Origin of the sequence: Rhizobium sp. NLR10b (assembly GCF_019685435.1) — a bacterium.
GTDB lineage: Bacteria > Pseudomonadota > Alphaproteobacteria > Rhizobiales > Rhizobiaceae > Rhizobium.
Genome location: NZ_JABDWV010000005.1, coordinates 298,587 through 310,859, shown reverse-complemented (window position 1 = coordinate 310,859; position 12,273 = coordinate 298,587). Strand labels below are relative to the sequence as shown.

The 12,273-nt window shown below is 58.3% G+C and carries 14 protein-coding genes and 1 tRNA gene; 8 read left to right on the top strand and 7 right to left on the bottom strand.

The window, feature by feature from the left end; genetic code table 11:
- From HJB91_RS10435 to HJB91_RS10425, 3 genes are all read right to left on the bottom strand, one after another.
- Positions 1-1,605, bottom strand: coding sequence for a bifunctional DNA primase/helicase (locus tag HJB91_RS10435; RefSeq protein ID WP_259669865.1), 1,605 nt, complete (start codon positions 1,603-1,605; stop codon positions 1-3).
- Positions 1,606-1,797: 192 nt separating this feature from the next.
- Positions 1,798-2,571 carry a DUF1376 domain-containing protein gene (locus tag HJB91_RS10430; RefSeq protein WP_221154631.1) on the bottom strand — a complete coding sequence of 258 codons (774 nt, stop codon included), beginning with the start codon at positions 2,569-2,571 and terminating at the stop codon, positions 1,798-1,800.
- 231 nt (positions 2,572-2,802) lie between these two features.
- Positions 2,803-3,072 (bottom strand): hypothetical protein, encoded by a 270-nt coding sequence (locus HJB91_RS10425; RefSeq protein ID WP_221134802.1) that lies wholly within the window; start codon positions 3,070-3,072, stop codon positions 2,803-2,805.
- 92 nt (positions 3,073-3,164) lie between these two features.
- Here HJB91_RS10425 and HJB91_RS10420 point away from each other — a divergent pair, with 92 nt between their 5' ends.
- Complete coding sequence (locus tag HJB91_RS10420) at positions 3,165-3,941, top strand: helix-turn-helix domain-containing protein (RefSeq protein WP_221134801.1); 777 nt, start codon at positions 3,165-3,167, stop codon at positions 3,939-3,941.
- 312 nt (positions 3,942-4,253) lie between these two features.
- Here HJB91_RS10420 and HJB91_RS31125 read toward each other — a convergent pair whose 3' ends face one another.
- Positions 4,254-4,733 (bottom strand): Arc family DNA-binding protein, encoded by a 480-nt coding sequence (locus HJB91_RS31125; RefSeq protein ID WP_221134800.1) that lies wholly within the window; start codon positions 4,731-4,733, stop codon positions 4,254-4,256.
- A gap of 107 nt (positions 4,734-4,840) precedes the next feature.
- On the opposite strand from HJB91_RS31125, the gene HJB91_RS10410 reads away from it, so the two are divergent.
- From HJB91_RS10410 to HJB91_RS10385, 6 genes are all read left to right on the top strand, one after another.
- The gene (locus tag HJB91_RS10410; RefSeq protein WP_221154630.1) at positions 4,841-5,014 is read left to right on the top strand and encodes an Arc family DNA-binding protein; all 174 of its coding nucleotides are present in this window, start codon (positions 4,841-4,843) and stop codon (positions 5,012-5,014) included.
- Positions 5,015-5,113: 99 nt separating this feature from the next.
- On the top strand, positions 5,114-5,443 hold the full coding sequence (locus HJB91_RS10405) for a hypothetical protein (RefSeq protein ID WP_221134798.1): 330 nt from the start codon (positions 5,114-5,116) through the stop codon (positions 5,441-5,443).
- A gap of 54 nt (positions 5,444-5,497) precedes the next feature.
- Entirely contained in the window at positions 5,498-5,806 is a 309-nt protein-coding gene (locus HJB91_RS10400; protein ID WP_221134797.1) for a hypothetical protein, read from the top strand.
- The gene (locus tag HJB91_RS10395) at positions 5,803-6,072 is read left to right on the top strand and encodes a hypothetical protein (RefSeq protein WP_221134796.1); all 270 of its coding nucleotides are present in this window, start codon (positions 5,803-5,805) and stop codon (positions 6,070-6,072) included. Before HJB91_RS10400 ends, HJB91_RS10395 begins: the two co-directional genes overlap by 4 nt.
- Positions 6,065-6,727 (top strand): hypothetical protein, encoded by a 663-nt coding sequence (locus HJB91_RS10390; protein ID WP_221154629.1) that lies wholly within the window; start codon positions 6,065-6,067, stop codon positions 6,725-6,727. Before HJB91_RS10395 ends, HJB91_RS10390 begins: the two co-directional genes overlap by 8 nt.
- A 128-nt stretch (positions 6,728-6,855) precedes the next feature.
- The gene (locus tag HJB91_RS10385; RefSeq protein WP_221154695.1) at positions 6,856-8,454 is read left to right on the top strand and encodes a recombinase family protein; all 1,599 of its coding nucleotides are present in this window, start codon (positions 6,856-6,858) and stop codon (positions 8,452-8,454) included.
- Here HJB91_RS10385 and HJB91_RS10380 read toward each other — a convergent pair.
- Both HJB91_RS10380 and mnmA read right to left on the bottom strand, forming a co-directional pair.
- A tRNA-Met gene (locus tag HJB91_RS10380) sits at positions 8,411-8,487 on the bottom strand. The genes HJB91_RS10385 and HJB91_RS10380 overlap by 44 nt on opposite strands.
- A gap of 136 nt (positions 8,488-8,623) precedes the next feature.
- On the bottom strand, positions 8,624-9,823 hold the full coding sequence (mnmA, locus tag HJB91_RS10375) for a tRNA 2-thiouridine(34) synthase MnmA (protein WP_221146502.1): 1,200 nt from the start codon (positions 9,821-9,823) through the stop codon (positions 8,624-8,626).
- 490 nt (positions 9,824-10,313) lie between these two features.
- On the opposite strand from mnmA, the gene HJB91_RS10370 reads away from it, so the two are divergent.
- A complete protein-coding gene (locus HJB91_RS10370) occupies positions 10,314-10,577 on the top strand; it encodes a hypothetical protein (RefSeq protein WP_210629949.1) in 264 nt (87 codons plus the stop codon).
- A 74-nt stretch (positions 10,578-10,651) separates the two neighbouring features.
- On the opposite strand, the gene serA is transcribed toward HJB91_RS10370, so the two are convergent.
- Positions 10,652-12,247, bottom strand: a complete 1,596-nt coding sequence (serA, locus tag HJB91_RS10365) for a phosphoglycerate dehydrogenase (protein WP_221154620.1) — start codon at positions 12,245-12,247, stop codon at positions 10,652-10,654.
- Between the last annotated feature and the right edge of the window lie 26 nt (positions 12,248-12,273).

The following is a 12,273-nucleotide window of genomic DNA, read 5'->3' as shown; positions in this document are numbered from 1 at the left end:
TCAGTGCCTATCTTTTCCTTGATAGGCGTTGGACTTTGGTTGTTTCGGTCGCTGGTATTCAGCCTCGCCACGGGCTGACTTCCACAGCGGGGCGAAGCCGTTCAGAGACCGGTATCCTTCGATTTCCGGGAGATACTGCAGCGTCACATCGCCTTTGCGGCCCGACCAGGAGAAGCGAGCCTTCTTGATCCAGACGACGGTTTCGTTCATCGCCGGATCGGGAACGTCGATCACCACGCCATGGTCTGGCTTGTTGTACCAAGCCGCCGATCCCTCGATGTCGTACATGGTCGGGGTCCGGGCTTCGCCGCCTTTGCCGAGATCCTTGGTAGGATGCGCGACGACGATCGCCAGCACTCCGTACCGAAGCGCAAACTTCCTGATCTGCCGGAGCGCCCGGTTGATGTATTGCGTCTCGCTCTCGTTTCGCGGCCGGTAGTGCTCGACCTCGTTCCAAGGATCGATGACCAGGACCTTGATCGAATATCGCATGACCGCGTCCGCGGCACGATCGAGCAGCCATTCCAGCGTCATGTCGTCGTCTGTCTCGCCTGTCGGATCGGCATCGATGAAGACGAAATGCTTCTGAATGAAGACGTCCGCCTCGGCAACGAGATCGCGTGTCCATTGCTTCGTTTCCGTTCCGGTGACTGCAAGACGGAGCTTGAAGCGAAGAGCCGGCACCGTAGGAATTTCGAAAGATGCCACGCCTACCCGCCAACCGTGGGCCCGAGCGAGGTTGACGCAAAGGTTCATCGTCCAGGTCGATTTACCGTGGCCCGGGATGCCGGTGACTACCAGCAGCTCGCCGAGCCAAAGCTGGAGGTAGGGATCGAGGTCCGGCCAGCCTGTCGAATAGGTTTTCGGCTCGTCGAGCTCCGGATAGTCGGAGAGTAGATAGATGCCCTTCACGGGATATGGCTTCGCTTCGGTGATGACCCTGACCACCGCATCGGCGCCATAGCGCATCTTGACGTCGTTGAGATCCTTGCAGCCTCCCGGATAGGTGACAAATGCGCAACGGGCGGCACCAAGACGGCGAACCAGTTCCGCCGCCAGCCGCCGGCCCGGAGGATCGTTGTCGACAGCGAGGATGAACCGCTTGATCCGCTTGATGCGGTGACGGTTGTTGAAGACGAATTCGAACTTCCCATGACTGTCGTCGTCGGGAACGACATCGTCGAGCTGGTCGGGATCTTCGCCCTGAGGGACAGGCGGCGCGCCGTCAGGTACGCTGACTGTGGTGTGAAAACCGCAATCGATCGCCGTCAGCCCGTCGATTTCGCCCTCGGTGATGATCAGCGATTTTTGCCCTTCCTCAAGCGCCGGGTCATCCATGCAGTCCGCATTCCAGAATGTTTTCCGGCCGCCTTTGCGCTGCCAGAACTTTTTGCCGGGCGCTCGGTACTTCTCGCCTACAGCGCTGCCGCCGTCGATGAACGGGAAGACGACAATGTTGCCGGCAATATCAGGCTCTACCGCTGTGCCGCCGTCGGCCATGGTGACGACCCTACCCGTATAGGCGCCGGAAAGTTCGGCGACCGCCGGGTCGATCTGCCGGTTTTGAAAAGCCTGGACGCCCACCGGGCCTAGCTTGTTCGTCAAAATAGTCGCCTCCTTGGAAGCCGCAGTGATGGCAGTTGAACTGGACGCCTTGGCTGTCGATGCGAACCGAAAGACAGGGCTCTCGCTTGTTCCGCCTCGACGCTGAGCATTTCGGGCAAGTCGTTTTCTGGTTTCCGGCTACAATCCGCCGAAGGCGAATGCCGTGTTTGTCGAGGATGTCGGTCGCGGTTTTCATATTCGAGGATCAGACCGTGGTCGGCCTCCCCCTCGATCACGGATTGCGGCGGCCGCGGCTACGCGCTCGGAAGCTTCTCGTTCCTTTTTCGCCAACGCTCCGCTCACGGCCGTGAACCAGCGCTTGCCTTTGGTGCCTGCCCACTCGTCCAGGGCCCATAACTCCGCCTCGAGCGAGACATGCGGGAATGCCTTCCGCCACTGCTCCAGGTTCGCCTCTGTTAGTCGGATTGCCTGAGCCTCAAAGGCGAAAATCTGAGATTTGGAAGGGTCGGCGGTAACAACATCGTCAGATGTTGTATTATCTTTTATTCCCTTCTCTTCCCTTCCCTTCCCTTCGTGCTCTGTTACAGAGTCAGTGACATTCTCTGTCACAGTGTCTGTCACAGAAGCCTGACGTTGACGTTCTCGCGCCTCCCTGGCTGCTGCAGTGCGCGTCTTGTTCGTGCGAAGCTTGCCGACAGCCTCCGTGGCAAGCTCTACGACAGTGCTGTGCCACACTCGTCCGTCGCGTCGATCCCAACCCTTGAGGATGTCGTCCTTCAACTCTTCCCATTTCGCCGGCGAGCACATGGCGGCATCGGCCAAAACATCGTCGTCGTCCTCGATGCTGCCGGCCGGGATCTCGTGCCAGGCACGCATCCAAAGGTTCATCAGATAAAACGCGATCTCCGGATTCCGCTTACAACGAAGCCAAGCCTTCGACCTCCGCAGTCGCTCGATCTGAAGCGGCATGTACGGGAGGCATTGCACATCCAGCTCATCGCTCATGGGTTGATCTGCCTCCGGAACCGCGATGTCTATTTCCGGGGAGGATCGCCACTTTTGGGTGAGATAGCAGGTCGACCGATCCCGGCGCCGGCCGGCCCGTAAAGAGGGCGATGAACGCGCGCCAAGCCAACGCGGCGGCGCGCCCGTCCTGAAAGCTGAGAGACCTATCGGCGTTAGCCTTCGCTAGACGGTAGGATTCCCACGCAGCGGTTTGCTCTTCCAGCGTTGCGGTCATACTAGTTCCGCCCGCCGGTGGCCGGTCTCAGCCATCCATTTCATCAGGCCGAGAGGCATCTGCCTTCCGGCAGGCCAATTTTCTGCAAACCAAAGCATGACCTCATCATAGGTGCGCGCCGTGAATGTCTTGGAAGTGTCTTTGATACGTGAAAAAAACGCCGCGTCGTTTTTAACGCGACGGGAAACCGTTGATAAAGCGCATCCGCACGCTTTGGCAAAAGCGGACGCGGTGTCGAGCAAAGTAGAGCGAAGTTCGTTTTCCATCCATTAACGTTAACGGAAAAATCATTCGCCATCAAGCCGGCGGCTGATTTTTCGTTCTGGATTTTTCATTCGATCCGTTTGATATTCCAGTCATGGAAAAAGAACCAAACACGCTCGCAGACCGCATAAGGCACCGCCTTGAAGTCCTAAGGAAAAGTGCTGCGGCCGTCTCCTTGGAGGCCGGCCTCGGCAGATCTGCTGTTCAAGATATTCTTGCTGGAAATTCAACTAGCCCGAGGTTGGACACTATCCAGAAGCTGACAGGCCCTTTGCAATGCTCGCTTAGCTATCTTGTCGGCGGCACAGAAATCGCAACGACATCGAAAGATCCTAAACAGCCATTTCGCGACCTTAGTTTGTTGCCAGCGGTCCGAGATATCGAGAGCGGTGTCTTTCGCGCCCGTATTCCCCTGGAACACCGCTCATTTGAAAGAAACCTAGAGTGGGCATTGGACAAGACCCTTGAGGAGCAGCAGTACCCGGTTGCTACGGATCTTCGCCTGCCGAAGTTCAGTGTATTTCCTTATCGGCTGCTCGATCATTCCCTGGAAAACATCGGAATCTTCAAGGGCGACATCTTGATGGCCGCCAGCGGCTTCGGAGATCAGTACGACCTGCGGAATGGGCAGATTGTCATCGTCGAGCACTCCTTAGCATCTCAAAACCTGGATGAATGGATCGTTCGCGTGGTCGAAGAGAGCGATGAAGGCTTCCGATTAGTGCCAAAATCAAAAGACCCGGTCTACCGATCGTACAAAATTCCATCCACGACGTTTGGAATGGAAAATGCTTACAGTTCTGGCGAGGGAGAATCGGTTTCTATCCACGCCATTGTAACAAGCATCCATCGTGAGCTGAGCATCATATGACTGAAATTTCAGTCACAGACAATTGACGCCTGAAAAATCATTCATTAAGATACACCCATCTTAAACGATGGAGTGCACATGCAGCAGCTCACTTCCAGACCCGCGATGTCGAGCCGGGAGATCGGAGATCTGCTGGAAACCCGGCAAGTCAGTGTCAAGCGGACCATCGATCGGCTCGCCGAAACGGTCCTTGTCAGGTTTACGTCGTCGGTGGAAACTGCTCATGAAGGCGCCGCGCCGCCTGTTCTTGCTAAGGCGAGGTCGAGCGAGCGCGACAACGGTACGCACAACCTGCGTACCCCTTCCCGACAATCAGCTTTCGTCGTCCGAACCTGCCCGTTGCTTTCGAAAGAAATCGAGGAGAGCGAACCATGCGTCTTCTCTGATTCGCGACGGCGACACCTGGGGCGTGAAGACAGCAGCGTCGATCTTTTCAATTGGCTCCTCGAGGGCAGATGCAATGGCGTTCAGGTTGGTCATTACTTCGGGCCACGAAATTGGAACAGCCCCAGCATCCAGCGCTACGTACAGCACATTCTTCTTGGCAAGCATCTGAAGAAAATGGTTCACTGTAGACGACGATGCTTCGTAATTCTGACTGACCCTTTTGAACTCGGATCCAAAAAAATTGGGATCGAGCGAATTTTCAAGGCGATGGACAATCTCAGCATTCATGCTGCGGCCATTGGCGTCCGCCTCCTCTCGGATGGCATCGCGCATACCTGCCGGCAGGCGCAGCATGAACTTATCTTGCTCCGAAACTGGGTCTTTCGAAATCGTGCTCTTGGCCATAATCGGCCTCCAATCAACACTTCTATATTAATGATGTCATAGTGCTACATCGGCATTGACGGCAATGGTAGCACTATGACATATTAACCTTAACGAAGGAGAAGAGCGTGAATCGGGGATTGAAGAAAGTAATGCTGCGGCTTCCGCACGAGGCCAAATCCTTCGTCGAAGCCGAAGCCAAAAGAAACCATAGCTCGCAGAACAGTGAAATCATCCGCTGTATCGTTGAGCGCATGGAGAAGCTCCAAGCCGCCAAATTGCCGGTCTTGGCCCAAAAATGAAAACGGCGATCTAACGAGGTTGCAGCCTCGATGATCGCCGAATTCGAAAGACTACCGCCTGGCAGCGGAAATCAACGTCCACACCTTGGAGATTTGGACATGGGAAGTCATAGCACGAAAGATGCGACGTCTTCAATCGCCCACACCGCCCAGAAGATCCACCTGATGGTGGTCGTGGCGAACTGCGCAATTGAGCTCGACGCATACGAAGCCAACGTCAGCACGAAAAAGCAGGTGCTGCGCGAAGCCTACGCCGATTGGAAGGAGACCCGCGGCATCGCGCGCATCGAGCGCGACAGCGACGAGTGGAAGGCGATGATGGGCGACACTCACGGAGCCTATCAGAACCTCGTCTACGCCAAGAAGAACGAGGCCAATGCGCGCCGGCGCCTCAAGACGGCCGTACGCAACTTCCGGAACTGCAACTAACCAGCGACCGGCGCACGTTGCGCCGATCTCCCAAACATCACTGGAGATACGATCATGCCGAACATGAAAACGGCCGCTGGCGAAGCTATGCCGAAAGTACCGCCTACCGACGCCGAGATCATCAGCGCGTTCAGAGACCTCGAACACGAGATCTGCTGCCTCAACCACATGACCGACATTCTTGCCGACCTTCTCGACGACCAACTGGTCCCGATGGAAACGAGAGGCAACGACGCGCTGATGATCATGCTGACAAAATACCAGCTTGAGACCCTGAGCTTTGCCTGGAACGACGTCTCCTTCCGGGCGACACGGGTCCGAGATGCATTTTACGCCGCGGGTGAAGGGGAGATGATCCGATGAAGCCCAATGCAAACCTCAAACCTTCCGACCTCGTTTACGAGCTTGCCGACCTTGAGCGGCTGCTGGACACAATCCGTAATTTGCTGGTCGAGGAGGTCGACTACAGGCTTCCTGATGGGGGGCGGAATAACCCGCTCGATCGCGTCACCAGTCTCATCAACATCGCACACTTCCACGTGGCGCACGTGGCTGTGGGGATCGAACACTTCGACATTCCCGGCGCCTACGTATCCCGGCGGGAGATGGAGGGCAGCTCCAATGCTTAAGTCTCCTCATCCAGCCGTCGATCTTTCTTTCATGCGGCCCAGAACCCGCGCAGAGGGTGGCGGGATCGAATACTGGAACGTCCAGACCGCCGGCGATTATTCCGTCACGGGCAACTATACCTGTGATTCCGCGAAGGGCCGCAGTCTTGCCCTCGAGTATCTGGAATACGTCGGCGAACATCCGACTGTCGGCAATGCTACCCTTCTCGGCAACATCGTTCTGGATATGATCGCAAAGCAGGCGGCGAAGGGGCTTGTCCTGGGGTTCATGAGCGCGGTCAACGACTATTCCATGACTGTCGCTCGCATAGTCGCCGGTAAGATCACAACAAACAACGCACTAAGTCCTTCGCTCACGCGAGCTATCGAGGATTGGCGCGCGGCGGATACCCGGTTCAGCAATGAGATGAAACTCGACCCCGGCCATGACAACGATGAGCTCTGGCAAGCGAAGGAAGACGCTGAGACGGCAATGTTGAAAGAACCATGCCGATCGCTCGATGATGTCCGGGCGAAAGCTGAGATCGCGTTGCGCGACGAAAACGTCTTCGACAGCATCGCCAACTGCACGATCGGCAGCGAACATGCGCTGCGCATCTTCCTTCGGTCGCTGCTTGGTGACGAGCGGACCCCTGTGGATAACGGGGGGAACTAGGCCATGGAGGCCCCAAGCCCCCTCATCGAACTGGTTAAGGCGCTCGCCAGGAGGCGGGCGCGACTTGACGCCATTCCGCCCGAGCCCGCTAATGAAAACCTCTCAGAGGAAAAGCAGGCAACAAAACAATGAAACGCGCGGTACTCTACGCTCGCTACTCGACCGATTTGCAGAACGACAAATCGGTCGAGGATCAGTTCAGATTATGCCAGGACTTCGCCGGCCGGCTGGGCGCCAAGGTCATCAAGCAGTTTTCGGACAAGGCAAAATCGGGAGCTTCCATGTTCGGCCGCCCCGGCCTTGCTGATCTTATGACAGCCGCCGAACGCGGTGAGTTCGATATCCTGATCACCGAATCCACCGACCGAGTGTCGCGCGACATTGCCGACCTTGCCCACGTCCACAAGGTGCTGAAATTCCGTAACATCGAGATGCAATGCGTCAACGGCGGTCTGATGGATACCGTCCAGATCGGCATGTACGGCATTGTCGGACAGATGCAGCGTGAGGAAGGCGCCCGCAAGGTGAAACGCGGCATGACCGGCGTCGTCCGCTCCGGCCGCAATCCCGGAGGCAAGGCTTATGGATATCGGCCGATCGCCGGCCACAAGGGAGAGCTGGAGATCGTCGAGGAAGAAGCGACCGTCATCCGCAGGATCTTTGACATGTACGCGGCCGGCATCAGCGCCCGCACCATCGCAAAGGCATTGAATGACGACGGTGTGCCGGCGCCACGCGGGAAGCAGTGGAACGCCTCCACCATCAACGGCAATAGCAATCGCGGCAACGGTATTCTTCGGAACCCGATCTATTCCGGCCAGATCGTTTGGAATCGCGTTCACATGGTCAAAGATCCTTCGACCGGAAAGAGGGTGTCTCGGATCAATGAGGATTCGGCGGTGGAGACGATCGATGCCCCTCACCTTCGGATAGTTGACGACAAGCTTTTCCAATTGGTGAGGGACAGCAAGAAGGAGCGGACCGGAACGGCCGCACGGACTGCACCAAAGAACAAGCGGTTGTTATCCGGACTTCTGCGTTGCGAGTGCGGAGGATCGCTGTCAATCATCGGCGCCGATCGGAGCGGGCCGCGCGTACAGTGCACCGTAAACAAGGAATCGGGCAGTTGCTCCAATGATGCCCGCTATTACGTCGAGAAGATCGAACGCGATGTCATTGACCGGCTGCGGGTAATGTTCGCTGACACCTCAATCATCGACGCCTACGTCGAAGAATACAAAGCCGAGAGCAAGCGAATAGCTGCGGAGCGGCGCAACAGTCGCGGCAATACGGAAAGGGCGCTGGCGGATGTCCAGGAGCGAATTGGACGCCTCCTTGACCAGGTGGCGCGAGGGACGATTGAAGAAGAGGACGTTCTGTCGATGCTGCCACCGATGAAGGCAGAGCGCGAACGGCTGAAGGGAGAACTTGCCGCACAGGAACCGCCGTCGAATGTGATCGAGATCAAGCCGAAGGCTGTGACGAGATTTAGGGAGGATGTGGAGAGTCTTGCCGAAATCCTCAAGGAGCGAGGGGCAGAGCCAACGGTTGAAATGGCGAGAGCCTTCAGGGATGTCATCTCAGGCATCATCGTTTCCCGAAGGAAACCGGGAGAGGCCTACCACTATGAGATCAAAGGCTGGCTGGAGGGAATTACCGGACCGGACTTGTCGTCTGTTTTGTTGGTAGCGGAGGAGGGATTTGAACCCCCGACACAAGGATTATGATTCCTCTGCTCTGACCTACTGAGCTACTCCGCCACTGGTCAAACGATACCTGCTCGCGAAGCGCTGCGGGCTCGTGGGATGAGCGGCTTATAAGGTGCGCTTCGGCTTTGTGTCAAGCGCAGGATGGAGAAAAACGCTGAGCTTTGCCGCCCATCGTTTCTGATGGGTTTCAGGCAGCGACGGGGCCGGCCAGCAAGGCCTTGAGCGAAGCTTCGGCCGAAGGTTCGCGTTCGGAGCGTTCGATGAAACCGCCGCCGAAGACACGGGCGTCGTCGCCGGGCGCCGAATAAAGCGCGCAGGCCTGGCCGGGCGCGATACCCGCCTCGCCGACGGTCAGATCGACATAGGTGCCGGTGGCATCGACATGCAGTACGGCAGGCGCCGGTGCCCGCGTCGAACGGACCTTGGCGTAGCAGGCAAAACCGCGGCCGGAAGCGGCCTCCGCGAGCGGAACGTCGCCCAGCCAATTGACATCGCGCAGATAGACGCGGTGCGTTTCCAGCGCTTCCTTCGGCCCGACGATGACGCGGCGTGAGCGGGCATCGAGATAGACGACATAAAGCGGTTCGCCCGTGGCGATGCCGATGCCGCGGCGCTGGCCGATGGTGAAGTGCAGGATGCCTTCATGGCTTCCCAATACGCGGCCGTCGAGATGGACGATCTCGCCGGCGAGCGCCGCATTCGGCTTCAGCTTGGTGATGATGTCGGAATATTTGCCCTGCGGCACGAAGCAGATGTCCTGGCTGTCGGCCTTCTTCGCGACAACGAGCCCCATCTCTTCGGCGAGCCTGCGGGTTTCGGCCTTCGGCAGGCCGCCCAGCGGAAAGCGCAGATAATCGATCTGTTCCTGCGTCGTGGCGAAGAGAAAATAGCTCTGGTCACGGTCGGCGTCGGCCGGCCGGAAAAGCGCGCGGCGGCCGGGCTTCTCATCCGAAGGGTTCGGTCGCGAGCGGATATAATGACCCGTCGCCAGCGCATCGGCGCCGAGCTCCTTGGCGGTCGCCAAGAGATCGGCAAACTTGACGGTCTGGTTGCAGGAAACACAAGGGATCGGTGTTTCGCCCGCCACGTAGCTTTCGGCGAAAGGATTGATCACCGTCTCGCGAAAACGCTTTTCATAATCGAGTACGTAATGCGGAATGCCCAGCGTTTCGCAGACGCGGCGGGCGTCGTCGATGTCCTGGCCGGCGCAGCAGGAGCCGGCGCGGTGAACAGCGGCGCCATGATCGTAAAGCTGCAGGGTGATGCCGAGCACGTCGTAACCCTGCTGTTTGAGAAGGCCGGCCACGACGGAGGAATCGACGCCGCCCGACATGGCGACGACGACGCGGGTCTCTTCCGGCTTCTTGTCAAAATCCAGTGTGTTCAACGGCGGTGCCAAATTCTGCGCGTTCATAACCCGCCCTTGCGCTGCAATTGCGGCGGATTGCTGATCTCAGGCGGGATCGGCCGCCTTTTTCGGTAGGTGACCGATATAGAAAGGATTGTATCGCGACGCAAGGGGCGGCGGCGGACAGCTCGCAATCGCGTGAGAAAGCAAGCGCGGCTGAAGCCACGCCTTGGAAGCGGGGGGGTACTGCTCAGGCGCCGATCAGCTTGTTGCAGGCGAATGCGATGCCTGGATTGGCGATGACGACAGCCGCCAGCGCCAGTCCGATTATCGAGAATGAATAGTGTTTCATGTCATCCTCCTTCAGCCCATGCGAATTACGCAGCTCCCGGCCGCCATTATCAAAATAACGAATGCCTGACCGGCACAACTGCAAACAGTGAAAAAAATAATTTCGCCCTATGGAACTATTCTGCCGGATACGCGTTGCCGAAGATCAATGTCGCAATCGAATGCTGCGGAGGGTTTCATGGCCAGGTTCGGCACGACGACGGATTACACCAGGATCAGAGACTGGATCGAAGCGCGCGGCGGCCATCCCGCCCGCATAAAGGACGCGCGTGACAGCGAAACCGTCCGCGTCGATTTCTCCTCCGAGCCACTGGAAGAGATTTCCTGGGACGAGTTCTTCCAGGGTTTCGACGGCAGCAGGCTCGCCTTCCTCCACCGTACGAAGGCGCAGGACGAAGCCGCCCGTCTCGGCAGGATCGTCCGGCGGCGTCGGCACCGTTGAAACCTGTTCCTGACGCAGCAAAGCCCGGTGCCGTTTCCTGCGCCGGGCTCTTGTTTTCCTTGGAGGAAGGAAACTCAGTCGATATTGAAGGTCAGCAGCTTTGCCTGGCGGATCGCCTGGTGCGCCGTCAACTGCGTGAGCACGCCATCATCCACCTCGCCGTCGACATAGAGCAGCGCAATTGCGTCGCCACCCTGCTTGTCGCGGCCGAGCTGGAAGTTGGCGATATTGACACCGGCAGTGCCGAGCGTCGTGCCGATGAAGCCAATCATGCCGGGGACGTCGGTATTGGTGATGTAGATCATGTGCGAACCGACATCGGCATCAAGGTTGATGCCCTTGATCTGAATGAAGCGCGGCTTGCCATCCGAAAACACCGTGCCGGCGACGGAGCGCGTCATGCTTTCGGTCGTCACTGTCAGCTTGATATAGCCATCGAAGACGCCCGTCTTGTCGCGCTTGACCTCGGAAAGCACGATGCCCTTTTCCTTGATCATGATCGGCGCGGAAACCATGTTGACGTCGGCGACCTGCGGGCGGATCAGGCCCGCAAGAACCGCGCTCGTCAGCGCCCGCGTGTTCATATTGGCGGTCACACCATCATAGAGGATTTCGATTTCCTTGATCGGCTCCTCGGTGACCTGCCCGACGAAGGCGCCGAGAACGTCCGCAAGACGGATGAAGGGCTTCAGGATCGGCGCTTCCTCAGCCGTGATCGACGGCATGTTGATGGCGTTGGAGACCGCGCCGTTGACAAGGTAGTCCGACATTTGTTCGGCAACCTGCAGCGCGACATTTTCCTGCGCCTCGGTCGTCGAAGCGCCGAGATGCGGCGTGCAAACGACGTTCGGCAGACCGAACAGCGGGCTTTCCTTGGCGGGCTCGACTTCGAAGACGTCGAAGGCGGCACCGGCGACGTGGCCGGACTTGATGGCTTCGGCAAGTGCCGCTTCATCGACCAGGCCACCGCGGGCGCAATTGACGATGCGCACGCCGGGCTTCGTCTTTGCCAGCGCTTCCTTGTTGAGGATGCCGCGCGTCTTGTCGGTCATCGGCACGTGCAGTGTGATGAAATCGGCGCGGGCGAAAAGCTCGTCGAGTTCGACTTTGGTGACGCCCATCTCCTCCGCGCGCTCCTTGGAAAGGAACGGATCATAGGCGACGACATGCATCTTCAGACCGATAGCGCGGGAGCAGACGATCGAGCCGATATTGCCGGCGCCGATGACGCCGAGCGTCTTGCCGGTGATCTCGACGCCCATGAATTTCGACTTCTCCCATTTGCCAGCCTGCGTCGAGGCATCGGCGGCCGGAAGCTGGCGGGCGACGGCGAGCATCAGGGCGATGGCGTGTTCGGCGGTCGTGATCGAATTGCCGAAAGGCGTGTTCATGACGATGATGCCGCGGCGCGAGGCGGCCGGGATATCGACATTGTCGACGCCGATGCCGGCGCGGCCGACAACCTTGAGGTTCTTCGCCCCTTCGATGATCTTTTCCGTCACCTTGGTGGCTGAGCGGATGGCCAGACCATCATATTTGCCGATGACTTCGAGCAAACGGTCCTTGTCCTTGCCGAGCTGCGGTTCGAAATCGACTTCGACGCCGCGGTCGCGGAAGATCTGGACGGCGGTTTCCGACAATTCGTCGGATACGAGAACGCGAGGTGCCATTGTGGCCTCCTTCAAAAGTGTTCAGC